Origin of the sequence: Neisseria sp. P0001.S007, from assembly GCF_051963655.1 — a bacterium.
Taxonomy (GTDB): Bacteria; Pseudomonadota; Gammaproteobacteria; order Burkholderiales; family Neisseriaceae; genus Neisseria; species Neisseria subflava_A.
Genome location: NZ_JBQCUB010000002.1, coordinates 91,375 through 117,940 on the forward strand (window position 1 = coordinate 91,375; position 26,566 = coordinate 117,940).

23 protein-coding genes, 1 tRNA gene and 1 pseudogene are annotated in these 26,566 nt (G+C 48.9%); 11 read left to right on the forward strand and 14 right to left on the reverse strand.

Annotated elements, in window-relative coordinates; all coding sequences use genetic code 11:
- Nucleotides 1–95: 95 nt before the first annotated feature.
- The gene (locus tag ACTHRE_RS02815; protein WP_003683125.1) at nt 96–578 is read right to left on the reverse strand and encodes an FKBP-type peptidyl-prolyl cis-trans isomerase; all 483 of its coding nucleotides are present in this window, start codon (nt 576–578) and stop codon (nt 96–98) included.
- Nucleotides 579–1,086: 508 nt separating this feature from the next.
- Here ACTHRE_RS02815 and ACTHRE_RS02820 point away from each other — a divergent pair.
- A complete protein-coding gene (locus tag ACTHRE_RS02820; RefSeq protein ID WP_285070423.1) occupies nt 1,087–1,353 on the forward strand; it encodes a hypothetical protein in 267 nt (88 codons plus the stop codon).
- 95 nt (nt 1,354–1,448) lie between these two features.
- Complete coding sequence (locus ACTHRE_RS02825; protein ID WP_440344815.1) at nt 1,449–2,822, forward strand: FAD-binding oxidoreductase; 1,374 nt, start codon at nt 1,449–1,451, stop codon at nt 2,820–2,822.
- 55 nt (nt 2,823–2,877) lie between these two features.
- On the opposite strand, the gene ACTHRE_RS02830 is transcribed toward ACTHRE_RS02825, so the two are convergent.
- Complete coding sequence (locus tag ACTHRE_RS02830; RefSeq protein ID WP_063068237.1) at nt 2,878–3,708, reverse strand: symmetrical bis(5'-nucleosyl)-tetraphosphatase; 831 nt, start codon at nt 3,706–3,708, stop codon at nt 2,878–2,880.
- A 70-nt stretch (nt 3,709–3,778) separates the two neighbouring features.
- On the reverse strand, nt 3,779–4,168 hold the full coding sequence (locus tag ACTHRE_RS02835; RefSeq protein ID WP_440344816.1) for a RidA family protein: 390 nt from the start codon (nt 4,166–4,168) through the stop codon (nt 3,779–3,781).
- A gap of 170 nt (nt 4,169–4,338) precedes the next feature.
- Between ACTHRE_RS02835 and yaaA the strand changes: the two genes are divergently transcribed.
- The gene (gene yaaA / locus ACTHRE_RS02840; RefSeq protein WP_377072251.1) at nt 4,339–5,118 is read left to right on the forward strand and encodes a peroxide stress protein YaaA; all 780 of its coding nucleotides are present in this window, start codon (nt 4,339–4,341) and stop codon (nt 5,116–5,118) included.
- 79 nt (nt 5,119–5,197) lie between these two features.
- Nucleotides 5,198–5,288 (forward strand) — tRNA-Ser (locus ACTHRE_RS02845).
- A 246-nt stretch (nt 5,289–5,534) separates the two neighbouring features.
- Here ACTHRE_RS02845 and ACTHRE_RS02850 read toward each other — a convergent pair.
- Nucleotides 5,535–5,745 (reverse strand): annotated as a pseudogene (locus ACTHRE_RS02850) (IS30 family transposase); the annotation flags it as partial.
- Nucleotides 5,746–5,944: 199 nt separating this feature from the next.
- Here ACTHRE_RS02850 and ACTHRE_RS02855 point away from each other — a divergent pair.
- A complete protein-coding gene (locus tag ACTHRE_RS02855; protein ID WP_440344817.1) occupies nt 5,945–7,222 on the forward strand; it encodes an O-acetylhomoserine aminocarboxypropyltransferase/cysteine synthase family protein in 1,278 nt (425 codons plus the stop codon).
- Between the two features lie 78 nt (nt 7,223–7,300).
- Here ACTHRE_RS02855 and ACTHRE_RS02860 read toward each other — a convergent pair whose 3' ends face one another.
- From ACTHRE_RS02860 to ACTHRE_RS02880, 5 genes are all read right to left on the reverse strand, one after another.
- On the reverse strand, nt 7,301–8,905 hold the full coding sequence (locus ACTHRE_RS02860; protein WP_070645000.1) for an ABC transporter ATP-binding protein: 1,605 nt from the start codon (nt 8,903–8,905) through the stop codon (nt 7,301–7,303).
- Between the two features lie 24 nt (nt 8,906–8,929).
- Nucleotides 8,930–9,838 carry an oligopeptide ABC transporter permease OppC gene (gene oppC, locus ACTHRE_RS02865; RefSeq protein WP_003683112.1) on the reverse strand — a complete coding sequence of 303 codons (909 nt, stop codon included), beginning with the start codon at nt 9,836–9,838 and terminating at the stop codon, nt 8,930–8,932.
- Nucleotides 9,839–9,910: 72 nt separating this feature from the next.
- Complete coding sequence (gene oppB / locus ACTHRE_RS02870; protein WP_036472303.1) at nt 9,911–10,831, reverse strand: oligopeptide ABC transporter permease OppB; 921 nt, start codon at nt 10,829–10,831, stop codon at nt 9,911–9,913.
- Between the two features lie 228 nt (nt 10,832–11,059).
- Entirely contained in the window at nt 11,060–12,856 is a 1,797-nt protein-coding gene (locus ACTHRE_RS02875) for an aminopeptidase P family protein (RefSeq protein ID WP_377072249.1), read from the reverse strand.
- Nucleotides 12,857–12,931: 75 nt separating this feature from the next.
- Nucleotides 12,932–14,551 carry an ABC transporter substrate-binding protein gene (locus tag ACTHRE_RS02880; RefSeq protein WP_107792427.1) on the reverse strand — a complete coding sequence of 540 codons (1,620 nt, stop codon included), beginning with the start codon at nt 14,549–14,551 and terminating at the stop codon, nt 12,932–12,934.
- Between the two features lie 327 nt (nt 14,552–14,878).
- On the opposite strand from ACTHRE_RS02880, the gene ACTHRE_RS02885 reads away from it, so the two are divergent.
- The 6 genes from ACTHRE_RS02885 to ACTHRE_RS02910 all read left to right on the forward strand — a co-directional run bounded on the left by ACTHRE_RS02885 (nt 14,879) and on the right by ACTHRE_RS02910 (nt 21,292).
- Nucleotides 14,879–15,949, forward strand: coding sequence for a porin (locus ACTHRE_RS02885; RefSeq protein WP_440344818.1), 1,071 nt, complete (start codon nt 14,879–14,881; stop codon nt 15,947–15,949).
- Nucleotides 15,950–16,074: 125 nt separating this feature from the next.
- Nucleotides 16,075–17,592 (forward strand): polyamine aminopropyltransferase, encoded by a 1,518-nt coding sequence (locus ACTHRE_RS02890; RefSeq protein WP_440344849.1) that lies wholly within the window; start codon nt 16,075–16,077, stop codon nt 17,590–17,592.
- A gap of 167 nt (nt 17,593–17,759) precedes the next feature.
- Complete coding sequence (locus tag ACTHRE_RS02895; RefSeq protein WP_199900395.1) at nt 17,760–18,227, forward strand: FxsA family protein; 468 nt, start codon at nt 17,760–17,762, stop codon at nt 18,225–18,227.
- A 178-nt stretch (nt 18,228–18,405) separates the two neighbouring features.
- Nucleotides 18,406–20,253 carry a lytic transglycosylase domain-containing protein gene (locus ACTHRE_RS02900; protein WP_377072247.1) on the forward strand — a complete coding sequence of 616 codons (1,848 nt, stop codon included), beginning with the start codon at nt 18,406–18,408 and terminating at the stop codon, nt 20,251–20,253.
- Nucleotides 20,254–20,530: 277 nt separating this feature from the next.
- The gene (gene rpsU / locus ACTHRE_RS02905; RefSeq protein WP_003680926.1) at nt 20,531–20,743 is read left to right on the forward strand and encodes a 30S ribosomal protein S21; all 213 of its coding nucleotides are present in this window, start codon (nt 20,531–20,533) and stop codon (nt 20,741–20,743) included.
- 102 nt (nt 20,744–20,845) lie between these two features.
- On the forward strand, nt 20,846–21,292 hold the full coding sequence (locus ACTHRE_RS02910; RefSeq protein WP_377072245.1) for a GatB/YqeY domain-containing protein: 447 nt from the start codon (nt 20,846–20,848) through the stop codon (nt 21,290–21,292).
- 63 nt (nt 21,293–21,355) lie between these two features.
- Here ACTHRE_RS02910 and accD read toward each other — a convergent pair whose 3' ends face one another.
- From accD to pheT, 5 genes are all read right to left on the reverse strand, one after another.
- Complete coding sequence (accD, locus tag ACTHRE_RS02915) at nt 21,356–22,222, reverse strand: acetyl-CoA carboxylase, carboxyltransferase subunit beta (protein ID WP_070585790.1); 867 nt, start codon at nt 22,220–22,222, stop codon at nt 21,356–21,358.
- 75 nt (nt 22,223–22,297) lie between these two features.
- Nucleotides 22,298–23,083, reverse strand: a complete 786-nt coding sequence (trpA, locus tag ACTHRE_RS02920) for a tryptophan synthase subunit alpha (protein WP_377072243.1) — start codon at nt 23,081–23,083, stop codon at nt 22,298–22,300.
- A 306-nt stretch (nt 23,084–23,389) separates the two neighbouring features.
- Nucleotides 23,390–23,737 carry a hypothetical protein gene (locus tag ACTHRE_RS02925; RefSeq protein WP_070823468.1) on the reverse strand — a complete coding sequence of 116 codons (348 nt, stop codon included), beginning with the start codon at nt 23,735–23,737 and terminating at the stop codon, nt 23,390–23,392.
- The gene (locus ACTHRE_RS02930) at nt 23,721–24,023 is read right to left on the reverse strand and encodes an integration host factor subunit alpha (protein WP_003680933.1); all 303 of its coding nucleotides are present in this window, start codon (nt 24,021–24,023) and stop codon (nt 23,721–23,723) included. Before ACTHRE_RS02930 ends, ACTHRE_RS02925 begins: the two co-directional genes overlap by 17 nt.
- 114 nt (nt 24,024–24,137) lie before the next feature.
- Nucleotides 24,138–26,501, reverse strand: coding sequence for a phenylalanine--tRNA ligase subunit beta (gene pheT / locus ACTHRE_RS02935; RefSeq protein WP_377072240.1), 2,364 nt, complete (start codon nt 26,499–26,501; stop codon nt 24,138–24,140).
- Nucleotides 26,502–26,566: the final 65 nt, after the last annotated feature.

The window sequence follows — 26,566 nt, forward strand, 5'->3', positions numbered from 1 at the left end:
ATTTCCTATTTATCTGTCTTGTAAAAACTTAAAGGCCGTCTGAAAAGGAAGGTTTCATTCCTTTTCAGACGGCCTTTATCATGCTTCAAGCCTGATTAGTGGTGGTGATGACCGTGCGGGCCATGTACGTGACCATGGGCAATTTCTTCCTCGGTCGCATCGCGCACACCTTCAACGGTCGCCTTGAACAATACTTTCATACCGGCCAAAGGATGGTTGCCATCCACTACGGCTTTACCGTCGGCAACATCGGTTACACGATAAATCAATACATCGCCGGTTTCCGGATCATCGGCTTCAAACATCATGCCGACTTCAACTTCAACAGGAAATACGCTTACATCTTCAATGCGTACCAGTTCAGGATCTTGCTCGCCGAAGGCATCATCAGGCGACAAAGCCACTTCAACGGTATCGCCTACATTTTTGCCGTGCAACGCTTCTTCCACTAAAGGGAAAATACCGTCATAACCGCCATGCAGGTAAGCAATCGGCTCTTCGGTTTTGTCCAACAACTGGTTGTTTGCATCGTACATTTCATAATGCAGGGAAACTACGGAATTTTTAACAATAGACATCATGTCATCCTTAATCAATATTTAAAAGTCAAGTTCAGGCTATTTTATCACAGCTGTAACTAAACAATCGGTTTACCTTAAACAAATACTTTTGGTGAACACAACAAAACCGAAAAAGTCCATATAAAAAACAAAATTGAATGATTCCAATCCATAAAAGTTGCTTTTTCACAACACAAAGTTGCTAAATTACAAAAAAATCCCCAAACGCAAAAACATTCCAAACCCTTAAATCCAACAACAGTTAAAAATAATCAAGCTATTGAATACAAATGATTTTTAAAATTTTCATTAATTATGAATATTTTTAGATTATTTTTTACCTACTCCCCTGATTTACATTATTTTCGCTAATTTTGTATTGATTTTAGTATGCAAACGGTTAAGCAACGTTGCATTGACCAATCCCGTGGGGCATAATAACGAAAAATTCAGCAATGAATTTCTACTGTACAAGCCGTTTGACGGCTATTTTTAGTTTAAATCGATTTAAAAAAGGTCCTCAAAAATGAAAAAATCTCTGTTCGCTGCTGCTTTGTTGTCTTTAGCTTTGGCCGCTTGTGGCGGTGCTGATAAAGCTGCTGAAACTGCTGCTTCTGCTGCTTCTGAAGCCGCTGCTTCTGCTACTGAAGCTGCTGCATCTGCTGCTGAAGCTACCGAAGCTGCTGCTACTGAAGCTGCTGCATCTGCTTCTGAAGCCGCTGCTTCTGCTACTGAAGCTGCTGCTTCTGCTGCTGAAGCCGCTGCGTCTGCCGCTTCTGAAGCTGCTAAATAATATTCTTTTGAATATAAGAAAGGCAGGATACCATTGCGTATCCTGCTTTTTTACATTCTTCACACTCCACTTCCCAACTTTTCCGCCTGACTGCCATGCACCTTCACGACCGTTTTGCTGAGTTTCTTTCCGCCTCTGAAATCATCGAAGCCACTCCGGCCTTGTTAAACGACCAACGCCGTCGTTTTGTTTCTTCGCCGGATATTGTCTTACAGCCGAACTCTGTCGAAAGTGTGCAGAAAATCATGCGTTTCTGTTTTGAAAACCGCATCCGCGTAACCCCGCAAGGCGGCAATACCGGATTATGCGGCGCAACGGTAACCAGCGAAGGCGTACTGCTCAATCTCTCCAAGCTCAACCGTATCCGCGATATCAACCTTGCCGACAACAGCATGACGGTTGAAGCAGGCGTGATTTTGCAAAATGCTCAAAAGGCGGCAGCCGAAGTCGGACGACTGTTTCCGCTCAGCCTGGCCAGCGAAGGCTCTTGCCAAATCGGCGGCAATATCGCCTGTAATGCCGGCGGTTTGAATGTCTTGCGTTATGGCAGCATGCGTGATTTGGTATTGGGTTTGGAAGTCGTTTTACCAAACGGCGAACTGGTTTCCCACCTTCAGCCCCTGCACAAAAACACGACCGGCTACGACTTGCGCCATCTTTTTATCGGCAGCGAAGGAACATTGGGCATCATTACCGCCGCCACACTCAAACTCTTTGCCCTGCCCAAAACCAAAGCGACCGCATGGGTAGGTTTAGACGATATTGAATCCGCCGTCTCACTTTTGACTGCGGTGCAAGGCCATTTTGCCGAGCACTTGACCAGCTTCGAGCTGATCAGCCGCTTTGCTCTCGATTTATCTTCGGAATTCAGCCAACTCAAAAAGCCTGCTGATGCGGAATGGCATATTTTGATTGAACTTGCAGACTCTGTTCCCGATGCCGGACTGGATGAAAAGCTTGCCGAATTTCTCTATCAAAACGGATGGGAAAACAGCATTTTGGCGCAATCCGAGCAAGAGCGCTCCGACTTATGGACCTTGCGTGAAAATATTTCCGCTTCCCAACGCAAACTCGGCACCAGTATTAAACACGATATCGCCGTCCCTATCGCCCAAGTGGCCACCTTTGTCCGCCAATGCGCCCCTGCCTTGGAAACCCGCTTTCCCGGCATACAGATTGTCTGCTTCGGACATTTAGGCGACGGCAGCCTGCATTACAATACATTCCTGCCCAACGTATTGAGCAACGAAGCCTACCAATACGAAGACGCCGTCAATACCATTGTTTATGAAAACATTCTTGCCTGCCATGGTACGATTGCCGCAGAACACGGCGTAGGCATCATCAAAAAACATTGGCTGCCCCGTGTGCGTACGCAGGCCGAACTTGTTCTGATGCATTCCATCAAAAATCAGCTTGACCCTTATGGCATTATGAATCCGGACAAACTTCTGCCTTCTGTGGATTAACAAAATACAAAAAGGCCGTCTGAAACATTTCAGACGGCCTTTTATCTTATCCAAACTATTTCAATGCCGTTTTCCAATCCAATCCGCCCAAGGAAGGTACCTGTATCACTTCATTGGTATCCAAATTGACCGCCGTCAGCTCTCCGCCCCACAACGCGCCGGTATCCAAAGCGATAACCTGATCGGTATTAACGTAACCCAATGATGACCAATGTCCGAACACGGTAATATAATCCAAATTCTGCCTATCGGGCGCTTTAAACCAAGGGCGCAGGTAAAGCGGCATTTTTTTCAAAGTGGATTTATATTCGTAATCCAATTCGCCTTTGTATGTCAGCGCACGCATACGGGTAAAGACGTTGATAATCATGCGTAGGCGCTCATAGCCTGTCAAATCGTCCGTCCACTCAGTCGGCTTGTTGCCGTACATTTTGCCAAAAAATTTCCTGTATTTTTTACCTTGCAATTCATCCTCAGCTTCTCTGGCAAGGCTTTCGGCCTTATCAACCGACCATTGCGGCAAAATACCGGCATGCACCATCACATGCCTGTCGCCGCGCACCAAAAGCGGCTGATGACGCAGCCAGTCCAGCATGGCATGACTATCGGGATGGGTCAAAATCGGCTCAACCGTATCACTGCGCTTAAGCGTTCCTTCACCGCAACCGACTGCCAAAAGATGTAAATCATGATTGCCCAAAACCATTTGCACACTGCTGTCATGTTCTTTGGCAAATTTCAGGGTTTCCAAAGACTTCGGGCCGCGATTGACAATATCGCCGACCAGCCAAAGGGTGTCCGTACCATGATTAAAGCCGATTTTGGCAAGCAACAAAGTCAGCTCGTCAAAACAGCCTTGAATATCTCCGATTGCGTAATGTGCCATTATTATTGTTTTCCGTTGTTATTCTTTTCAGACGGCCTTAAGCCCAGCCCAGGCCGTCTGAAAACATCAATTATGCATTTAAAACCAATACAGCCTCTGCTTCAACCTGAACGCCTTTAGGCAGGCTGGCCACGCCAACCGCCGCGCGCGCAGGGAAAGGTTGTTCGATAAATTCAGCCATCACTTCATTGAACACGGCAAAGTTGGCCAAATCGGTCAAATAAGCATTGAGTTTGACGATATTGTTTAAAGAACCGCCGGCCGCTTCGGCTACGGCTTGCAGGTTTTTAAATACTTGCACTGCTTCGGCGCGGAAGTCGCCATCGCCGACCACAGTCATCGTAGCCGGATCCAAAGGAATCTGACCGCTCATATAAACCGTATCGCCTGCACACACTGCTTGGCTGTATGCCCCAATCGCGGCAGGGGCTTTGTCGGTATGGATAATGGTTTTAGACATGATATTCTCCTCAAATAGAAATGTCAGAATCAGGTGGAAGCTTCGAATTTTACTTTCAACAGAAATACGTTTCAATAAAAGCATTCAATTAATGCGTTTATCCCGTCTTGTTCTTCCCCGATTTTAAACCTACAATCCCACATATTATTCATTTCAAAGCCGAAATTATTATGTTTTTTGTCTTATCCCCAGCCAAAAACCTCAACGAAAAAGACCCCTCCCCCGTCAGCAGCTTTACCCAGCCCGACCTTCTACCCGAAGCAGAAATCCTGATGCAGGAGTTGCGTCAGCTTGCCCCCCAACAAATCGCCGAGCTGATGCATGTTTCCGACAAAATCGCCCTGCTCAATGCCGAACGCAATGTCGCATGGCACACGCCGTTTACGCCTGAAAACGCCAAACAAGCCGTATTTATGTTCAACGGCGACGTCTATGAAGGCATCGCCGCCGATACGCTCAAACCGGAACAAATCGACTACCTGCAACAACACGTCCGCCTGCTCTCCGGCTTATATGGCGTACTGCGCCCGCTCGACTTGATGCAACCCTACCGCTTGGAAATGGGCACGGTCTTTGCCAACTCGCGCGGTAAAAACCTCTACGAATTTTGGGGCGATAAAATTACCGACCTGCTCAACCAAACACTGGAGCAGGCCGATAGCGACGTTTTAATCAACCTCGCCTCACAAGAATATTTCAAATCCATCAACACCAAAAAACTCAACGCACGCCTGATTACGCCGATTTTTAAAGACGAGAAAAACGGCAAATACAAAATCATCAGCTTCTACGCCAAACGTGCGCGCGGTTTGATGGTGCGCTACGCGGCAGAACACGGCATTACCGAGCCTGAAATGCTGAAAAATTTCGATTACGAGGGCTATTCATTCAATGAGGCAGCTTCAAACGAAGCCGAATGGATATTCATGCGTGAAGAACAATCCAAATAAAAACAGAATCCTAGATATTTTTTCTAAAATACCTCTTGGCAAAGACCGTAAGTTCCATTAATATTACGACTTCAAGAATGGAAGCGTGGCAGAGCGGTTTAATGCAACGGTCTTGAAAACCGTCGAGGGTTGATAGCCCTCCGTGAGTTCGAATCTCACCGCTTCCGCCATTTTTGATATTTTTTTATCTAGTGAAAATGAAATGCGAGACTTGATGATTCAAGTCTTTTTTTATTTTCGAATCCAAAGAATCCCGTAAAGGCCGTCTGAAACTTTCTATGACGCAGTTTCAGACGGCCTAATACCTTTAAAAATTCCCCCAAATTCCTAAAGTCCTACCCAGACATTTAGAGATTTGGGGGATTTTTGCAAATGTCCCTGCTTTTCTGATCATTGCCGTCAAGGGTATCAGCCTACCTATCACCAATGCGGAATTTTTGCTCAACCATGCGTGGCTTTTCCTATGCCGACGCGATCGTGCATTTTGCCTCAGAGCCGTGTGCCACCGTATCGTTTGCGGTAGGGTTTGCTGCATATTCTGAGCTGTTGCCACAAAGTACCGCCCTTGCTTTTATCTTGGAGGAGGTTGCGGCAAACGGTGTCGTGATGGAGTGTCATTCGATGATGGTGTGGTGGTAGGACAGGTCTTGAATGTGGTATCGTTCTTCTTGGGTCAGTTGCGTGTAGTAGTTCATGGTAATCTTTCTTGTAGGAAAGGCAGTATGCTGCTGCATCTAGGACTTTTTCCGTTATGTAAAGTTTGCCCTTCAAATCCGAATCTGCTGGCCTCTATTTATCATTATTTAATCGCTACAAGGATATTTAAATGAAACGGGAAACCATTGCCCTGCATGCAGGCTATCAATCCGAACCGACTACCAAATCCGCTGCTGTCCCCATTTACCAAACCACTTCCTACACTTTCGACAACACGCAACACGGCGCAGACTTGTTCAATCTTGATGTAGCGGGCAATATCTACACCCGTATGATGAATCCGACCACTGCCGTTTTGGAAGAACGCGTTGCCCGTTTGGAAGGCGGTATCGCCGCATTGGCTGTCGCCAGCGGTATGGCGGCAATTACCTATGCCGTTCAAACCTTGGTTGAAGCAGGCGACAACATCATCGCAACCAAAACGCTCTACGGCGGCACTTACAATTTCTTTGCCCACAGCCTGCCGCGCCAAGGTATAGAAGTACGCTTTATCGATCCGGCCAAACCCGAAGAAATTGCTGCCAATACCGACAGCCGCACCAAACTGGTGTATTGCGAATCTATCGGCAATCCCGCCATCAATGTCGTTGATATTCCAGCATTCGCACAAGCCGCGCACGCTCAAGGGCTGCCACTGATGGTGGACAACACCGTTGCTACGCCCACATTGTTCCGCCCGATCGAGCACGGTGCCGACATCGTTATCCAATCCTTGACCAAATACATCGGCGGTCACGGTACAACGATTGGCGGTGCCATTATCGACGGCGGCAAATTCCAATGGGCAGGCAATCCGCGCTTTGAAAAAACTTTCAATCAGCCTGATCCGTCTTACCACGGCATAAACTACTGCGAACATTTTGGTGCAGCCGCCTACATTGCCCGCGCTCGCGTCGTCCCATTGCGTAATACCGGTGCCGCCCTGTCTCCGCACAGCGCATTTTTACTGCTTCAAGGTTTGGAAACCCTCGCCCTGCGTATGGAACGTCATTGCGAAAACGCCCTAAAAGTAGCCGAATTCTTAAAGAAACATCCGCGGGTCGAATGGGTGAACTATCCTGCCCTGCCCGACAGTCCGTATAAAGCCTTGATTGACCGCGACTACGGCGGAAAAGCCTCAGGTTTGCTGAGTTTCGGTATTAAAGGCGGTCGTGAAGGCGGCGCGAAGTTCATTGACGCACTGCAACTCTTCCTGCGTTTGGTGAATATCGGTGATGCCAAATCGCTGGCTACCCATCCTGCCACAACGACCCACCGTCAGCTTGACGATGCAGAACTCGCCGCAGCAGGCGTCAGCCCCGACATGGTACGCCTGAGCGTGGGTATCGAGCATATCGACGATTTGCTTGCCGACTTGGCGCAGGCATTAGATGCCGTACAGGCATAAGCAATCGCTCATTAGATGAAAAAAGCCTCCGCTTAAAAAGGCCGTCTGAAAATTTCTTTTCAGACGGCCTTTCCTTTTCTACAAATCAAATGCGGCGTTAATCAAACGTTTGGTGTAATCGTTTTGCGGATGGTGGAAAATCTGATCCGCGCTGCCGTACTCAACCATTTCGCCCTGCTTCATCACGATCACATTATCGCTGACAGCGCGCACGACAGACAAATCATGACTGATGAACATATAAGTCAGGCCGTATTTCTTCTGCAAATCGCGCAAAAGTTCGACCACTTTGGATTGTACGGAGCGGTCAAGTGCAGAGGTTGGCTCGTCCAAAAGGATAAATTTCGGGCGCAGGATAACGGCGCGTGCAATAGCGATACGCTGACGCTGGCCGCCGGAGAATTCATGCGGATAACGGTTGAGCGCGTCAAGCGGCAGGGACACTTCCTTCATGACTTCCAAAACGCGTTGGATACGTTCTTTTTTGGTCATTTCAGGATGATGAACCGTCAAACCTTCGCCAATAATCTCACCAACGGTCAGGCGTGGGGAAAGCGAACCGAACGGATCTTGGAACACAATTTGCCGTTGCGATTTCAGACGGCGTGCTTCTTCGGCGGTATAGTTTTTCAGGTCTTTGCCTTCAAAGGAGATATGGCCGGTATAAGGCAGCATCTGCATGACGGCTTTGCCCAGCGTGGATTTGCCGGAACCGGACTCGCCGACGACGCCCAATGTTTCGCCTTCTTTAATTTTGAAGCTGATGCCTTTGACGGCGTCAAAAGTTTTGAGCGGCTTGCCGAAAAAGTTTTGCTTCAATACGAAAGAAACATTGACATTATCGGCATCGATTAACACTCCGGCGCTGGTTTCTTCCGGCTCTTTCATGCCCTTGGGAATGGCATTGATGAGTTCGGCGGTATATTCGTGTTTCGGATGGGCAAATACTTCTTTGATTTTGCCGCGCTCGACAATTTCGCCGTTACGCATGACGCAGACGGTTTTGGAATAGTGTTCCGCCAAACCCAAATCGTGGGTAATGAAGATAATCGCCATGCCCATTTGCTGTTGCAAATCATGGAGCAAATCGAGAATCTCGGCTTGAATGGTCACATCCAAAGCTGTGGTCGGTTCGTCGGCAATCAGCAGGTCAGGTTCATTAATAAGCGCCATGGCAATCATAATGCGTTGCAACTGACCGCCGGAAAACTCGTGAGGATATTGTTTCATGCGGCGCTCGGCTTCTTTGATGCCCACACGTTCCAGTAATGCCAATGCTTTTTGTCCTGCTTCTTTTTTGCCGAGCTTTTTATTGTGCACACGCGCCGCTTCAATCAGTTGCGCACCGATACGCATAAACGGATTGAGCGAGGTCATCGGCTCTTGGAAAATCACGCTGATGCGGTTGCCGCGCAAATCACGCAGGGTTTTCTCATCGGCATCCAAAATGGAAATGCCGTCAAAAGTAATGCGCGAATCTTTGCTGTATCGGGCAAATTTCTCAGGCAGCAGGCGCATAACGGACATGGAGGTTACGGACTTGCCCGAGCCGGATTCGCCGACCAAAGCCAATGTTTCGCCCTCTGCCACTTTAAAGCTGACATTACGCACGGCGTGCACGTTTTTTTCATGCAATTCAAAATTGATGTCCAGATTTTCTACAACCAGTAACTGTTTTGTCATTTTGATTATCCTTTTGGTTGCGGTTTAGCGGTCTTTCGGGTCGAGCGCATCGCGCAGACCGTCGCCGATAAAGTTGAAACAGAACAAAGTGGTTACCAAGAAGAAACTCGGCACGAGCAGCTGCCATGGTGCGGCTTCCATCGAAATCGCGCCTTCTTGCAGCATCGAACCCCAACTGGTCATCGGCTCTTGTACGCCCAAGCCCAAGAAGCTCAAGAAAGATTCAAACATAATCATGCCCGGCACCAGCAAAGAGGCATACACCATCACCACGCCCAAAACATTCGGAATAATGTGGCGCGTCACGATTTTACGTTTTGCCACGCCGCTCACACGCGCCGCTTCGACAAACTCTTTATGCTTCAAGCTCAAGGTTTGACCGCGCACGATACGCGCCACGTCCAACCAAGACACCAAACCCACGGCGGCAAAAATCAAAAGCAAGTTGCGGCCAAAGAACGTGGTCAGCAGAATCACGAAAAACATAAACGGAAACGCGTTCAAAATTTCCAAAAAGCGCATCATCAGCGAATCGAGCTTACCGCCGATAAAGCCGGCAATCGCACCATAAAGCGTACCGATGACAACAGCCACCAATGCGCCGGCCACACCGACCAGCAAGGAAATACGTCCGCCGGTTGCCGCACGCGACAACAAATCGCGGCCGAGCAAGTCCGTACCCAGATAGTGATGGGTAGAAAAGGACGGCGGAATCTGCATATTGTCCCAGTCGGTGAAGTCGTAGGTGTAGCGGACAATCCATGGCGCCACAATCACAAAAATGCTGATCAGCAACAGGATGATAATGCTGTACACCGCCGCTTTGTTTTGTTTAAAACGCCGCCATGCGTCACTCCACAGGCTTTTGCCGTGTACTTGGGCGTATTCTGCTGCCTCTGCGAGGGCCTGAGTCTGCTTCTTTTTAAATAACATAATGTTCTCTCTCGCTTTTTATTCTTTCTTCAGGCCGTCTGAACATTTCAGACGGCCTTTGCGCAAATGGGATTAATAACGGATTTTCGGGTCAATAATGGCATACAGAATATCGAGGATGGCGTTGAACAAAATGGTCATGATGCCGACCAAAATCGTCAAACCCAAAATCATGCCGTAGTCACGGTTGAGCGCGCCGTTGACAAATAATTGTCCGACGCCGGGAATACCGAACACGTTTTCAATCACAATGGAGCCGGTGATGATGCCGACGAATGCCGGGCCTAAGAAAGAAACAATCGGCAGCATGGCGGGACGCAGCGCATGGCGCAGGATGATGCGGCTCATGGGCAGGCCTTTGGCGCGTGCTGTGCGGATAAAGGGACTGTTCAATACTTCAATCATCGCGCCGCGCGTAATCCGCGCGATACTGGACACATAACCGATGGACAAAGTAACGACGGGCAGAATCAAGTTCATCAGTGCGCCATCATTCCAGCCGCCTGCAGGCAGCCATTGCAGTCTGACGGCAAACACCAGCACCAATACCGGCGCCATCACAAAACTGGGAACGACAATACCGGTCATCGCGCCGCTCATCAGCGAATAATCCAGCCAACTGTTTTGTTTTAAGGCGGCGATGATGCCGATAAACATACCGAAGATGGCGGCAATCAAAAAGGCGTAGAAGCCAAGTTCTGCCGACACCGGCAGGGATTGGGCAAGCAACTCATTAACGCTGAAATCTTTATATTTGAACGACGGCCCCAAATCTCCCTGTGCCAACTGCTTGAGGTAGTGGAAATATTGGAGGTACATCGGATCATTGAGGTGGTATTTGGCTTCGATGTTGGCCATGACCGCAGGCGGCAAATTGCGTTCACCTGTGAACGGGCTGCCCGGTGCAAGCCGCATCAGGAAAAAAGATACGGTAATCAACACCAGCATGGTCGGGATGGAAGCACATATCCGTTTGATGATGAATTTCAACATAATCAGGCTGTCCTGTCTGAACATACCGGACTCGTGAAAACAAGCTGACCTGAAGCGGAAATCGGATGAATGGCAGCAGGCATCTGTAACGTCGCCGCGCCGGTTTCTCTCTCTATTCCGACCGGGTTATTGTTTTTATTCGGAGTCGGGTAAGGTTTTTTAGTTTTTAGATAGTTGTTATAAGGCCGTCTGAAACTTTGTATCCGCCGTTTCAGACGGCCTTTCACGTTAACGCGCCAAAGGTTCGGTGCGTTCAATCAGCCATGCTTTGGCCGCGCCTTCTGTCAAAGGCTCGAGACGGCGGCGCACTTCGGCGTGATATTGGTTCAGCCATTCGATTTCGCTGCCGGTCATCAGTTTGGTATCGATGAGGCGCGTATCGATTGGGCAAAGGGTAACGGTTTCAAAATACAGGAATTTGCCGAACTCGGTTTCCTCAGGGTTTTCAACCGGACGGTTGATTACCAGGCTTTCGATACGGATACCCCATTTGCCCGGACGGTAAAGACCCGGCTCGTTGGAAGTCAGCATGCCTGATTTCATCGCGTGATGCGGTTGCGGTACGGCGGCAACGGCAATGCTTTGCGGGCCTTCATGCACATTGAGGAAATAGCCTACGCCATGACCTGTACCGTGACCGTAATCGCATTGCGCCTGCCAGAGCGATTTGCGGCAGATGGCATCAATCATCGGGCCTTTGATGTTTTCAGGGAAAATGGTTTCCGCCAGAGAAATATGCGCTTTCAACACCAAAGTGTAATCGCGCTTCATGGCCGCACTCGGATTGCCGACAGGCACCACGCGTGTGATGTCGGTCGTACCGCCCCAGTATTGGCCGCCGGAGTCAATCAGCAGCATACCGTCGCCTTTGATTTTGCTGTTGTTTTCCGGTGTCGCACTGTAATGAGGCAAGGCGGCATTGGCATTGTAGCCGGCGATGGTGTCGAAACTTGGCGAAATAAAGCCGGGACGTTGGCTGCGGTGTTTGTAGAGCATACCGTCGATATCCAGCTCGCTCAATTCGCCACCGTCTGCCAAGATTTGTTCAAACTCGGCAAAGAAACCGCACAATGCCGCGCCGTCTTCCGCCATGGTATTGCGGATATGGGCGATGTCGGCATCGGATTTAACCGATTTGAAGAATGTGCTTGGGTGGATGGCTTCAATCAAACGGACGTCTTCAGACAGGCGGCGCAAAGTGCCTACAGCAGTTTTGTTCGGATCAATCAGCAATGCGCCCTTAACGCCTGCCAAGTAGTCCGCCGCTTGCGCATAAGGCAATACTTCAAAGCCTGCCGCTTTCAAGGCTTCGGCAGATTCGGCTTTCAGACGGCCTGCATCGGTAAACAATACGGCTTTGTCTTGGCTGATAAACAAATGGGACAAGAACACGGGGTTGAACGGTACATCATCGCCGCGCAGATTGGTAATCCAAGCGATGTCGTCCAAAGAAGAAACCAAATGCGCATCTGCGCCCTGCTCCTTCATGGCCGCACGGATACGGGCCAGTTTTTCGGCCGCAGTTTCGGAAACATAGTCGTGATGGTGAACGTAGATTTCCGGAGTCGGCAATGCAGGACGGTCGTCCCACACTTCGTCCAACAAGGTTTCAGGATATTCGAGGCGGATGTTTTTGGCTGCAAGTGCCTGTTTCAAACCGCGCTCGCCGCTGAGCGCAAACATATCGGCAGGTGCGCCGACCACTGCTCCTTCGGGCAGATTTTGTGCCAACCACTCGGTATAAGGCGCATCAACGCCCATTTTTTGCAGCTCAATGCCGTTTGGCGCAAGCTGTTGACCTGCCTGCTCCCAATAGCGGCTGTCCGTCCACACGCCTGCTTTATCGGCGGTTACCACCAAAGTGCCGGCCGAACCGGTAAAACCGGAAAAATCGCGGCGTGCCTGCCAATGCTCGGGCAGGTATTCGGAAAGGTGCGGATCGGCGGAAGGGATGACAAACGCGTCCACGCCATGTTTTTTCATAGCTTCGCGTAAAGCGGACAAACGTTGTTGTACAGATTTCATGTGTTATGTCTCCTGTTGTTTCAGACGGCCTCTGTCATCAAGGCCGTCTGAAAACTTGTGCTGTCTATAATCAATCTATTTTTTCGGTGCGAACGACCAGTTCTTGACTGTGTAGTTCCGTAAAGGGTCTTTGTCGGAATAGCCGATAATATCGGGTTTGACCATACGCACTTCAACCTGATGATACAACGGAATCAGTGTAGCGTCTTCTTGAAGCTGCTTCTCCGCATCGGCATAGAGCTGGCTGCGCGCTTCCTTGCTGACACCATCTTTCAGCGTATTGTTCATAAATGTATCAAACGCCGCGCTTTTGTAGCGGAATGCATTGTTTGAGTTGTTAGATTTCAAGATATTGAGCATACCCGCCGGATCGTTGAAATCGGAACACCAGCCGCTGAACGAAACCTTGAAATTGCCTTGCGCGCGCGTATCCAAATAAGTTTTCCATTCCTCGTTGGACAAAGTCGGACGGATAAACGGAATGGCGGCTTTCCACACCGACTGCACGGCAGTAATTTGTTTTTTAGACGCTTCGCTGGTGCTGTACAAGATATCGAACTCAAGCGGATGGTCATCGTTGTAGCCTGCTTCGTTCAACAGTTTACGCGCGGTTTCGATGCGTTTTTCAGGCGTCCACTCTTTCCACTCCGGATAAACAGGAATCACGCCCTGCATTTGCGGCGGCGTCAATTGGAACGCAGGCGTATCGCCACGGCCGCCCACTTTGACGACGATATCGCGGCGCGTCAGCATATTGAGCGCCTTGCGGACACGCGGATCATTAAACGGCGCCGCTTCGTGGTTCGGCTCCAAATACCAGCTGCACAAAGAAGTCGTGCGTTTCACTTGGCCCGGAAACTCAATATCCGCCACTTTGACCTGATCGCTGGGAATGCCGTAAGTCACATCAATTTCATTGGCGCGATAACGGTTGTACTCGCCACTGCCTGATAAGAAAACCGCCTTCGGAATGGCTACTTTGTCTTTATCGTAATAATTGGGATTACGTTCCATATTGATGTGGCTGTTAACTTTCCAATCCGTTAACAGATAAGCGCCACTGGAAACATACTGACCGGGCTGCGTCCACTTATTGCCATATTTTTCAACAGTGGCGCGGTGAACCGGAAATGTGAATTGCTGAATCAGCATATCGGGGAAATAAGGCACGGGCGCAATCAGCGTAAATTGCAGGGTCTTCGCGTCCAATGCCTTGACGCCCAATGTCTCAGGCTTGGCTTTGCCGTTTAATATATCTTCCGCATTTTCCACTTGGGCATCGACCAAATAGCTGCCGAAAGGTGCGCCGGTAGCTGGATCGGCAAGACGGCGGAAGCTGTATACAAAATCTTCGGCAGTAATTGGATCTCCATTGCTCCATTTGGCATCACGCAGATGGAAGGTCCAAATACGCTCGCCCTCGCTCTCCCATTTTTCCGCCAAAGCAGGAATGGTTTTACCTTCGGCATCCGTACCGACCAAACCATCCATCAACTGACGGATAATCGCACCAGCCGCCATATCGCCGCTCATCTGAGGATCCAGCGTACCCGGCTCAACGCCGTTGCTGACCACCACGCGCTCATAATCGGTACGTTTAAACTCAGGAGCAGGCTTAACATCGCGGTTGCACGCCGACAGCGCGAATACGGCAGCCAATGATGCAGCCAACAGCGGATAGGTTTTTCCAGCCATATTTCATTCCTTCTTTTGGGTATTCTTCTTTTTCAGACGGCCTAATTATTCAAGCTACACTAAACTACATTTATTTAGAACTTTTCCAGCATAGTTAAATCATCTATTTCAAACCATGAAAATAGTGTTATAAACCACATATTCCACCAGAATAATAGTGAGCCATCCAAGATTGTTGGCAAATTAACACAAAAATACGTAACTGAAAACTATTTTTCAATTTATCCTACGATAAGTTACAAATGTATTGATTTTTTATAATTTGTCAAATAAGATTATCCAAATTCCCCAATCCCCAATTAATAAAAGACATAAAAGGAGAACAAAATGAACAAGTTATCTTGTTTTGTTGCCATTACCCTCATCGGCTCTTCCATGAGCATCGCCCACGCCGAACCTAAAATGAACGGTACCATATACATTATGACCGAGGTCGAACACAACAATAAAACCGGCGTAACCAATACAACCATTTCCGATAAAAGTTCCAGTCTTTATCTCTCCGATGAAGTACGACTCAACAACGACTTATGGCTGAAATGGCAACTTGGCTCCTTTATTTACTTCGATTCCGACCGCTGGGGTGGCTGGGGTACTGCCGACTCATACGTCGCGCTCAACAGCTACAAAAACCTTGGCACCGTCAAAATGGGTTACATCAGTACGCCCATGAACAGCATTTATCTGAACCCGTTCGACACCAACAGCTCGATTTTGGAATTCGGCAAAATTTCCCGCTTCGGCCAACGCCGCGTTTCCATGGCTTATGAGTCTCCTTGGAAAAACGGTTTCCAATTCAAATTCAACGTTTCCCCCGGTTCCAATGCCGCGCGCAACAACAATGACTGGAATCCGGACAAAAAACGTGACGGCGACTGGGTCTTTGGCTGGGGTGTAGACTACTACCACCCAAACAACGGCTTTAACGCGCACTACGCTGCCGAATACGCACCCAACGACTCTCCGACCGAAACCAAAGACTTCCAAGCCCATGCATTCATGGCCGGATACAGCAAAGACAAAATCTCCGTCGATGCCGCGTTCCAATACGCCAAAAATACTTGCGACGGCTTCAGCTGCTGGGGCGTATGGAAAGATGCGGCAGGCAACGTAGCCGGTTCTTACGACAAAGAAATCAACAACACCAAAGAATTTATGGTGTCCGGCTCATACAAAGTGGGCAATTTCAAACCTCAAATCGGCTTTGCCTACGGTAAAAGCTCTGTCGGCGAAGACTACAAACACGTCGCCGTCAGCACCGATTACAGCTTCTCCAAACGGACAACCGCCACACTCGGTGCCGGCTGGTTGAAAGAAAACGTCAATCCGAAATACGATGAAGATTTGCCGAAAAAATCTTCTTACGCAGTGGGCATGGTATTCAAACACCGCTATTAATGCCTGACAGATTAAAGGCCGTCTGAAACAATTTGTTCAGACGGCCTTTTCTACATCCTATAATTTAAACTTGCAGCCCACCTTAAAAATCATTACATTGCCCACACTCAAGCAACAAAAACGTCATCATGAACGCCCACCGCACCCTCATCATCTCCGTTTTTATCGTCGCCAGCTGCGGCCTCGCTTACGAGCTCATCATCGCCGCGCTCGCAAGCTATCTTTTGGGCGACAGTATTTTGCAATTTTCCTCCGTCATCGGGCTTTATCTGTTTTCAATGGGTATCGGCGCCCACCTGACCCAATACATCAAAGATAAAGACGTATTGCACCGCTTTATCGAAATCGAACTTCTGGTCGGCATCATCGGCGGCATTTCCGCGCTGGCATTATTTGTGGCCTTCGGTTTATCCGCCGCCCCATTCCGCACCCTGCTCTACGCTTTTGTACTGATTGTCGGCATGGTTGTCGGTATGGAAATTCCTTTGGTCATGCGCGTGTTAAACCAAAAAGGTGCGGAATTTAAAGAACTCGTATCCAAAGTATTGACCTTCGACTACTTGGGCGCACTTGCCGTCTCGTTATTATTTCCACTTCTGCTCGCCCCAAAACTCGGTATGGCGCGTTCTGCCTTGTTGTTTGGCATCTTCAACGCCGCCGTCGCCTATCTGACCGCCCGCGTGTTTAAAGCCGAACTGCCACGCTACCGCGCCATCCGCCTGCGTGCGCTGATTGTCTTGTCCATCCTCGCCATCATCTTCGCCTACGCCGACCGCATTTCCTTCAAAGCCGAACAAAGCTATTTCGGCGATCCCGTCGTCTATCAAAGTCATTCTCCCTACCAACGGCTTGTCGTGACACGCTGGAAAGACGACACCCGTCTCTACATCAACGGCAACCTGCAATTCTCCTCACGCGACGAAGCCCGTTACCATGAAGCACTTGTCCTGCCCGCCATGCAGATGGCGCCGAATGCCGAACGCGTGCTGATTCTCGGCGGCGGCGACGGATTGGCGGCACGCGAAGTCTTGAAATATCCGCAGGTCAAAAATGTTACTTTGGTCGATCTCGACCCCGACATGACCGCCACTTTTAGAACCTCCGCCACCTTAAGCGCGCTTAATCAAGGCTCGCTGTCCCATCCCAAAATGCACGTCGTCAACGACGATGCCGCCAAATGGCTGGAAGGGTCGTCTGAAAAATTCGACGTTATCATCATCGACCTGCCCGACCCGTCCAATTTCTCGCTGGGCAAACTTTACTCCGTCCCCATGTACCGCCTCGTTGCCCGCCATCTTGAGCCGCAGGGCAAGATTGTTGTGCAATCGACTTCGCCTTATTTCGCCCCTAACGCCTACTGGTCGGTCGTCGCCACCCTAGAAGCGGCCAAGTTGAATACCGCGCCCTATCATGTTTACGTCCCTTCCTTTGGAGAATGGGGATTTGTGTTGGCAGGGTTTGACCAAAACTTCCCCATTCCGCAAAAATTCAACGTCCCCACCCGCTATCTGAATGCCCAGACCGTTGCCGAAATGTTCCGTTTTCCGCCCGATATGGCAAGGCGCAAGGTGGAAGCAAATTATTTGAACAACCAAATTCTCGTCAGTTATTTTGAAAGCGATTGGAACAATGTGATGCGATAAAATATCTAAAGGCCGTCTGAAACATCTGTCTTCTTTTTATCCCCGTTCAGACGGCCTCATTACCCGTTTACCCTTTTTCACACAGCATTTGCTTGAAAAAATAAGGTTTATCTTTATCTAGATAGAAGACAATCGACACTATCCGTTGAATGAAGGAACAAACACTTATGCAGTATTTTGGAATCGGTTTTTTGGTTTTAATCTTTTTGGAAATCATGTCCATCGTCTGGGTTGCCGACTGGCTTGGCGGTGGTTGGACGCTGTTTGTGATGGCTCTCAGCTTTATCAGCGGTATCTTTATGCTGCGCCATACCGGCATCTCCGGCCTTTTGCTCGCAGGCGCAGCCGTCCGTAGCGGACAAAACATTTCCCTCTATCAGATGCTGTGGCCGATTCGCTATACTACCGCCGCGGTTTTCCTGCTCAGCCCGGGTTTTATTTCAACCGCCTTTGCCCTGCTCTTGCTGATTCCGTTTAAAGGCAACGCGGCCGTTTCTTCTACGCAGTCTTTCCAAAACCGCCAAACTTACAGCTCCGCCAAAGATGATGAAGACATTATCGAAGGCGAATACACGGTTACGCGCACCAGCAAAGCCGACAAACCGCAAGACTATATCGAACATAAACCCGATTGACGACTGCCTTCATAACAGGCCGTCTGAATTAGGAATACCTCAAAAGTGTTTCATATTTCAGACGGCCTTAGTCTTTTCCGGGCTTTGAAAATGTAAATATCAGTTTGTAATTCGGTTATTCCGCATAAATCATTTAAAATAAGCAACTATTTTGATTCTAAAAACGACACGGTATCCAATGAACGTTCAACGTCTTTTCCCTCTTTCCCTCAGCTTGATTACCGCCGCTGTTTTATCGGCGTGCGCCACCCAAAACACACCGACTGCTTCTAAAACCGAAACCGTCGTTCAGCCTAAATCTACTTCTATTCCTTCACGCCGCGCCGACAGCGAATCCAAAGTCCTGTCCGATTACAGCCAATACCAAAGCGCCATCGATGCCGCCAAACGCGGTGACGATGCTTGGGTACAACAATTTTTATCCCAAGCCAGCGACAGCGCAATGGCTGAAAACGTCCGCAACGAATGGCTGAAAACCTTGGGCGCACGCGGCCAATGGGATTTGTTCCGTCAAGAATTCAGCAAATTGAACGCCGCCGGCGTCGCACAAGAAGTGCAATGTTATGCCGATTTGAGCAGCAGCAATTACAGCAAAGCCGCCGAGCTGGTTCGCGTTACCGGCAAACTGCCTGCCGGCTGTACCCGCTTGGTTGAAAGCGCGGCAGCTTCAGGCCGTCTGAACGCCAACGATGCATGGCGTCGCGTACGCGGCTTATTGAGCAACAGCCAAACCACAGATGCACGCAACCTCGCCGCCGCATTGGGCAGCCCCTTTGAAGGTGGCGCGCAAGGCGCAACCGAATACAGCCTGTTGAGCGTAATCGGCAAAGATGCACGCAAATCCGCTTCTGCCGCCGCTACCCTGTCCGACATGGAATCAGGCCTCAGCCGCGAACAACGCAGCTTCGCATGGGGCGTATTGGGCCACTACCATGCACAAAGCCAAAATATGCCGACCGCTTTGAGCTACTACGGCCGCGTTTCCGACCGCAAACAACTGACCGACGAACAATTGGAATGGTACGCACGCGCCGCTTTGCGTCTGCAACGTTGGGACGAATTGGCAAGCGTAATTCAGCATATGCCTGAAAAACTGCAAAAAGACCCGACATGGCAATATTGGCTGGGCCGCAGCTTTTCCACACAAGGCAAAAGCGGCCAAGCCAAAGAAATGTACGAAAAAGCCGCCGCTTCCGGCCGCAATTTCTACGCCGTAATGGCAGGTGAAGAACTGGGCCGCCGCATCAATACGCGCAACAACGTTTCCGATGCCGATGCCAGAGACGTCCGCCGCATGAGCGAAGACGGTGCCATCAAACGCGCATTGGTTCTGTTTAAAAACAGCCAAAGCAACGGCGATTCAAAAATGCGCCGTCAGGCACAGGCGGAATGGCGTTTTGCCACCCGCGACTTCAACGAAGACAACCTGCTGACTGCCGCACAAGTTGCTTTTGACAACCAGTTCTACGACATGGCAATCAACAGTGCAGACCGTACCGACCACAAACTCAACTACAAACTGCGCTACCTCTCTCCGTTTAAAGACCTAACCGTCCGCTATGCCGCACAGGCAGGCGTTGACCCGGCATGGGTTTACGGTTTGATTCGCCAAGAAAGCCGCTTTGTCATGGGCGCGCAATCCAGCGTCGGCGCACAAGGTCTGATGCAGGTCATGCCTGCGACTGCCCGCGAAATCGCCGGCAAGATCGGCATGAGCAGCAGTGAACTCTACACCATGGACGGCAACATCCGCATGGGTACTTGGTACATGGCAGATGCCAAACGCCGCCTGCAAAATAACGAAGTGATGGCCACCGCAGGCTACAATGCCGGCCCCGGCCGCGCCCGCAACTGGCAGGCTTCTTCGCCTTTGGAAGGCGCCATCTACGCCGAGACCATCCCATTCACCGAAACCCGTGATTACGTGAAAAAAGTCATGACCAACGCGACTTATTACGCGTCATTGTTCAACGAACCGCAAACTTCGTTGAAACAACGTATGGGTACGGTTCCCGGCCGTTATTAATACCCGATAGGCCGTCTGAAAAGTGAGACAGAATCAAACGTTCAGACGGCCTGCAACCTTGACAGACTATCGGGTTTATAAGATAATCGCCCGATTGTTTCTGACCGAAAAGGTCACTTGCACGGCAAAAGCCGACTTGTTAGGAGGTGATGTTTACATCACGGCGCGTATCCCGCCCTGCCCTAGGCAAACCAGCGATACAACAACTCCCCCATTATGACAAACCGTCCTCTATTTCTTAAAACGGTTTGATTGAACAAAATTTAAAGGAAATAAAATGCCTGCTATTCGTGTTAAAGAGAATGAACCATTTGAAGTTGCCATGCGTCGTTTCAAACGTGCCGTAGAAAAAACCGGTCTGTTGACCGAACTGCGCGCCCGTGAAGCGTACGAAAAACCAACTACCGAACGCAAACGCAAAAAAGCTGCTGCAGCCAAACGTCTGCAAAAACGCCTGCGCAGCCAACAACTGCCTCCTAAAATGTACTAATTACAGGCCTGCCCTGTGATAAACGACACACCGCAAGGGCAGCTTTGCGGTGTGTTTTGTTTTTCAGACGGCACCTTTTTATTGATATAAAGTGAGAACATTATGAGCCTAAAAACACAATTAACCGAAGACATGAAAACCGCCATGCGTGCCAAAGACCAAGTGTCTTTAAGCACCATCCGCCTGATTAATGCCGCCATCAAACAATTTGAAGTAGATGAGCGCACTGAAGCCGATGACGCAAAAGTCATCTCTATCCTGACCAAAATGGTAAAACAGCGCAAAGACAGCGCCAAAATTTATACCGAAGCCGGCCGTCAAGATTTGGCTGACAAAGAAAACGCGGAAATTGAAATCCTCAACCGCTATCTGCCGCAAATGATGTTTGCAGAAGAAATCAAGACTGTCGTTGAAGCAGCCATTGTAGAAACCAGTGCATCAGGCATGGCAGATATGGGCAAGGTCATGGGCGTATTGAAAACCCGTCTGGCCGGCAAAGCCGACATGGGCGAAGTCAACAAGGTTTTAAAAGCCGCATTGACTGCTTAATCATCAATAATTAAAAAGGCCGTCTGAAATATTATTTTCAGACGGCCTTTCTTATTGTGCCAATCAAGCAGCAGTTACTTTGCTCTCATGACGCAACAAAGTAATCAAATCGCTGATACGTTTTTTCATGGAACGGCGATCGACGATTTGGTCGATTGCGCCCTTCTCCAACAAGAATTCTGCACGTTGGAAACCTTCCGGCAAGGTTTCACGTACAGTCTGCTCAATAACGCGTGGACCTGCAAAACCAATCAGAGCATTCGGTTCTGCCAAAACCACATCGCCCAAGAAGGCAAAGCTGGCAGATACGCCGCCCATGGTCGGGTCGGTCAATACGGAAATAAACGGCAGACGTTTTTCAGTCAGCAAATGCAAAGCCGCGCTGGTTTTCGTCATCTGCATCAAAGAGTTCAAACCTTCCTGCATACGCGCACCACCGGAAGCCGCCACGCAAATAAACGAACAATTATCTGCAACAGCACGGCGCACACCCTGCACGAAACGCTCACCCACGACCGAACCCATGGAGCCGCCGATAAAGCGGAATTCAAATGCAGCCACCACGACAGGCAGGCCGTTCATGGTGCCTTTCATAACAACCAAAGCATCGTCCTCGCCGGTTGCTTTACGCGCAGCAGTAAGGCGGTCCGGATATTTTTTGCTGTCTTTAAATTTCAGCGGGTCTGTCGGTTTAATATTGGCTGCAATCTCTTCACGGCCTTCTTCATCCAAAAGCAGGTCCAAACGTTCGCGCGCAGAAAGCGGATTGTGATGATTACATTTTGGGCAGACTTCGCTGTTTTGTTTCAACTCGGTTGAGTAAACCGTTGCCGAACAAGACGGACATTTGTGCCACAGACCTTCAGGAACGCTGGACGAACTGCTTCGGTTTTTAATTTTCGGAGGAAGAATTTTATCTAGCCAGCTCATGAATGACTCCTTAGGATTCAGAATTCAGTCAGCCAGTTGAACGTAAGGCCGTCTGAAACAATGGAATGGAAAAATTTAGCGAATTGCGTCTTTCAACTCTTTAACTAACGCGCCTACTGCCTCAGCCTCGCTACCCGCGTGACTTTCAATCTCTTTGACGATACGGCTGCCGACAATAACGGCATCCGCCACCGCTCCAATCTTACGCGCGCTCTCCGCATTATTGATGCCGAAGCCGACACCAATCGGAATATCAATGTATTTGCGCAAAAGCTCTATTTTACGCGAAACTTCTTCAGTATCCAAACTTGCTGCACCGGTCACGCCTTTGAGCGATACATAATACACAAAACCGCCGGCTACTTTGGCAATCGTTTGAATACGCTCTTCAGTTGTCGTTGGCGCAATAAGGAAAATACAATCAATACCTTGCGCTTTCAACGATTCATGCAAAGGCGCAATGGTTTCTACCGGAGAATCCACGGTCAACACACCATCTACGCCTGCTTCGGCAGCCGCTTGTGCAAACGCTTGATAACCCATTTTATGTACTGGGTTCAAATAGCCCATCAAGACAACCGGCGTTTTATCATTGGTTTTGCGGAACAAGCGTACTGTTTCCAATACGTCGTGCAAAGAAACATGATTTGCCAACGCCCTTTCGGCCGCACGCTGAATGGTCGGACCATCCGCCATCGGGTCAGAAAACGGCACACCCAGTTCCAAAATATCGGCACCGTTAGCCACCAGGCTGTGCATCAATGCCAAGGTCGTCTCAAGGTTGGGATCACCCACCGTAATATAAGGAATCAGTGCTTTTGCGCCATTGAGCGCTGAAAAAGTTTGTTGGATTCTGCTCATTTTCTGCTATCCATTTCATCGATTTGAATGTTGTCCGACAGCCTAATCTATTCTGCCGTTACATTTATTGTAAAAAATTTAGTCTGCCGCAAAAAACAAATGGCCGCTTTTCCCAATCGGCAAACAAGAGGCTAAGTATAACATTTACGGCTATTTCATAGAATCATTTGCAATCAAGATTCTGATATTTTGAAAGCAATATAAAACAATAAAGGCCGTCTGAAAACAATTCAAACAGCCTTTACAATAATCAATCATGCAAATCTTTGTATGCCTTCGCACTTTTGATCACAATTTCCTTATCGATTACGGCTCGACATGGTGGTTTTGTTGTTCAGAACCCAGATGACGCTCCAAATCAGACAAAATCTGCACCAGACCATGACGGACTTCTTCTGCATTGGCGGCAGGATTGCCGTTTGCATCCAAAGCGCCACGGCTGAATGTATCGATATACGGTTCAAACGTATCTTTCAGTTTCAACAACTTAACGACATCTGAGCGCGTATATCGATCGCCACCGTATCCAATCACAACATTATTTTCATGTTGCCATTGGGCAAACTGAGCCGGACTGATTTGCACCAATTGGCACATCTCATCCAACGTAAAATAACGCTTGGCAGGAATAACCGGGTTATTGTTGTTTGTCATAGTAATGCTCCACCATGCCTTTAAGTTTTTGGCTGGCATGGAAAGTTACCACACGGCGTGCGGTAATCGGCACTTCTTCGCCGGTTTTAGGGTTACGGCCCGGGCGTTGAGGTTTGTCGCGCAATTGGAAATTGCCGAAACCGGAAATTTTAATTTCTTCACCACGCGCCAAAGTGCTGCGGATTTCTTCAAAAAAGAGCTCGACGATTTCTTTGGCATCATTTTTGGTGACGTTGCTGACTTTGTCGACCAAAATATCGGCCAATTCTGCTTTAGTTAGTGTCATGTGTTTACCTTCATTCAAACTGGTGCAATTATTACCAAAATTCTTTTAAAAATCAAGTCCTCACCAAAAAATCAAATATGATTGGCGATTTTTGGCGACAACTTTTATCTTGTTTTAAGCACGAAGTTGCGCATCTTTTTCGGCCGCGGCTTTAATCATTTTCGCAACCAAAGGCTCGATGACTTCATCTGTCAGCGTGCTTTCCATATCCTGCAAAATAATTTTGACGGCAACGCTCTTCATGCCTTCAGACACGCCTGTACCGCGGTAAACGTCAAATACACTGATTTCTTGAACCAGCTTGTTCGCTGCCGCTTTCAGGGCATTTAACAAATCATCATGCGTTACAGCTTCAGGCATTACAAATGCCAAATCTCGGCGTGCAGGCTGGAATTTGGATACGGTCTGATAACGGGTTTTCTCACGACCCAATACCGCATCCATATCGATTTCAAACACCAGCGGCGCTTGTGGCAAATCATATTTTTGCAGCCATTTCGGATGCAACTCACCAACAAAACCAACTACTTTGCCGTCTGAAACAATATTGGCGGCACGTCCAGGATGCAATGCCGGATGTTCGGTCTTCACAAAGGATACTTCTTTGTTTTTCAAAAGGCTCTCAACATCGGCTTTCATATCGTAGAAATCTACGTTGCGAGTTTTCTCGCCCCATTGCTCAGGCAACACGGAGCCATACCACAAACCGCCGATACGTTCGTTTTGAACAAATTGATCAGCTGAATCTTTGCGGAACACGCGGGCAATTTCAAATACGCGTACACGGTTTTGCTTACGGTTCAAATTGTTTTGCAAAACTTCCACCAAACCGCCGATAAGCGTAGAACGCATGACGGCATACTGCGCCGCCAACGGATTTTGCAGGCGGATAGGATGGATATTGGCAGCAAAGTCTTGCTCCCATTGCTCATCCACAAACGCATAGCTGACCACTTCGCGGTAACCGCGTGCCGCCATTTCGTTATAAACCGCAAAACGCGGGCGTTTGGTTTCAGGCAGAGCCAACATTTTCAGACGGCCTGAAGTATAGTCGTCAGGAATATTTTCATAACCGTAAACGCGGCCGATTTCTTCAATCAAATCGGCTTCGATTTCGATATCGAAACGGAAGCTAGGAGAAATAACACGGAAGCCTTCTGCAATTTTATCAGGCTGCAAACCCAAGTGTTGCAAGATAATTTCGACTTGCTCGGCAGGGATTTCAACGCCCAATACCGTTTTCAGACGGCCTAAACGCAATTCGACCTGTTTTGTCTCAGGCAATTTACCTTGTGCTTCAACCATTTCACCGGCTGCGCCACCACAAATCTGCAACACCAATTCGGTAGCACGCTCAATGGCATCAGCTTGCAAGCAGTAATCCACACCACGCTCAAAACGGAAAGAAGAATCCGAACCAAAACCGTATTGACGGGATTTACCCGCAATAATCTCCGGAGCAAACCAAGCCGCTTCCAATACAATATTTTGCGTCTCATCAGAAACCGCACTTGCCTCGCCGCCCATCAGACCGGCCAAGCTCAACACACCTTTTTCATCAGCGACCACCAGTGTATTGTCAGCCAAAGTAACGGTCTTCTCGTTCAGACACGCCAAAGTCTCGCCATTTTGAGCACGGCGGACAATCAAACTGCCTGACAGCTTGTCAGCATCGAAAACATGCATCGGCTGACCGATTTCCAGCATCACATAGTTGCCGATGTCCACCAATGCGGAAATGCTGCGGATACCGCTGCGTTCCAAACGTTGTTTCATCCAATCGGGAGTAGCCGCTTTCGCATTGACATTTTCAATAACGCGACTGATAAAACGGCCGCAGTCGGCCGGTGCGTCAATACGGACAGCCTGTTTTTTCTCACTGCCGATAGAGGCCGTCTGAATTTCAACAGGCCTAAACGCACATTGAGTCAACGCAGAAACCTCACGCGCAATACCCTTAACGCTCAAGCAATCAGCGCGGTTAGGCGTAATTTTCAACGTAAACAGCGTATCGTCCAAATCCAAGTATTCGCGGATGTTGGTACCGACAGGCGCATCTTCGGGCAGAATGTGCAGACCATCTACACCATCATCAGGCAAACCCAATTCATTGGTCGAACACAGCATACCGTTTGATGGTACGCCGCGCATTTTAGTCGGCTTAATTTTGAAATTGCCCGGCAAAACGGCACCCGGCAACGAACACGGCACTTTAATACCCGGCTTGACATTCGGTGCACCACAAACAATCTGAACCAACTCGCCCGTACCGGCATCAACTTGGGTAACGTTCAAACGGTCTGCATCAGGATGCTTTTCAACAGATTTTACTTCGGCAACAACCACGCCACTGAAAGCAGGGGCGGCAGTATCGATTTCTTCCACTTCCAAACCGGCCATGGTCAAAAGATGTTCCAGTTTATCGGCAGAAAGATCAGGATTGGCTTGGGTTTTCAGCCATGAATAAGGAAATTGCATATTATTTTCTCTACTATCAAGCCGTCTGAAACAAATTTTTATCAGACGAAATCAGTAATATCTAT

Coding starts and splice junctions, on each gene's coding strand:
- ACTHRE_RS02875 (WP_377072249.1), bottom strand. CDS start 12,856: ATGAAATCTGTACAACAACGTTTGTCCGCTTTACGCGAAGCTATGAAA.
- ACTHRE_RS02820 (WP_285070423.1), top strand. CDS start 1,087: ATGAAAAAATCTCTGTTCGCTGCTGCTTTGTTGTCTTTAGCTTTGGCC.
- ACTHRE_RS02815 (WP_003683125.1), bottom strand. CDS start 578: ATGTCTATTGTTAAAAATTCCGTAGTTTCCCTGCATTATGAAATGTAC.
- ACTHRE_RS02885 (WP_440344818.1), top strand. CDS start 14,879: ATGAACAAGTTATCTTGTTTTGTTGCCATTACCCTCATCGGCTCTTCC.
- yaaA (WP_377072251.1), top strand. CDS start 4,339: ATGTTTTTTGTCTTATCCCCAGCCAAAAACCTCAACGAAAAAGACCCC.
- ACTHRE_RS02880 (WP_107792427.1), bottom strand. CDS start 14,551: ATGGCTGGAAAAACCTATCCGCTGTTGGCTGCATCATTGGCTGCCGTA.
- ACTHRE_RS02835 (WP_440344816.1), bottom strand. CDS start 4,168: ATGTCTAAAACCATTATCCATACCGACAAAGCCCCTGCCGCGATTGGG.
- accD (WP_070585790.1), bottom strand. CDS start 22,222: ATGAGCTGGCTAGATAAAATTCTTCCTCCGAAAATTAAAAACCGAAGC.
- ACTHRE_RS02860 (WP_070645000.1), bottom strand. CDS start 8,905: ATGACAAAACAGTTACTGGTTGTAGAAAATCTGGACATCAATTTTGAA.
- ACTHRE_RS02910 (WP_377072245.1), top strand. CDS start 20,846: ATGAGCCTAAAAACACAATTAACCGAAGACATGAAAACCGCCATGCGT.
- trpA (WP_377072243.1), bottom strand. CDS start 23,083: ATGAGCAGAATCCAACAAACTTTTTCAGCGCTCAATGGCGCAAAAGCA.
- ACTHRE_RS02925 (WP_070823468.1), bottom strand. CDS start 23,737: ATGACAAACAACAATAACCCGGTTATTCCTGCCAAGCGTTATTTTACG.
- ACTHRE_RS02825 (WP_440344815.1), top strand. CDS start 1,449: ATGCACCTTCACGACCGTTTTGCTGAGTTTCTTTCCGCCTCTGAAATC.
- ACTHRE_RS02930 (WP_003680933.1), bottom strand. CDS start 24,023: ATGACACTAACTAAAGCAGAATTGGCCGATATTTTGGTCGACAAAGTC.
- rpsU (WP_003680926.1), top strand. CDS start 20,531: ATGCCTGCTATTCGTGTTAAAGAGAATGAACCATTTGAAGTTGCCATG.
- oppB (WP_036472303.1), bottom strand. CDS start 10,831: ATGTTGAAATTCATCATCAAACGGATATGTGCTTCCATCCCGACCATG.
- oppC (WP_003683112.1), bottom strand. CDS start 9,838: ATGTTATTTAAAAAGAAGCAGACTCAGGCCCTCGCAGAGGCAGCAGAA.
- ACTHRE_RS02895 (WP_199900395.1), top strand. CDS start 17,760: ATGCAGTATTTTGGAATCGGTTTTTTGGTTTTAATCTTTTTGGAAATC.
- ACTHRE_RS02830 (WP_063068237.1), bottom strand. CDS start 3,708: ATGGCACATTACGCAATCGGAGATATTCAAGGCTGTTTTGACGAGCTG.
- ACTHRE_RS02855 (WP_440344817.1), top strand. CDS start 5,945: ATGAAACGGGAAACCATTGCCCTGCATGCAGGCTATCAATCCGAACCG.
- ACTHRE_RS02900 (WP_377072247.1), top strand. CDS start 18,406: ATGAACGTTCAACGTCTTTTCCCTCTTTCCCTCAGCTTGATTACCGCC.
- pheT (WP_377072240.1), bottom strand. CDS start 26,501: ATGCAATTTCCTTATTCATGGCTGAAAACCCAAGCCAATCCTGATCTT.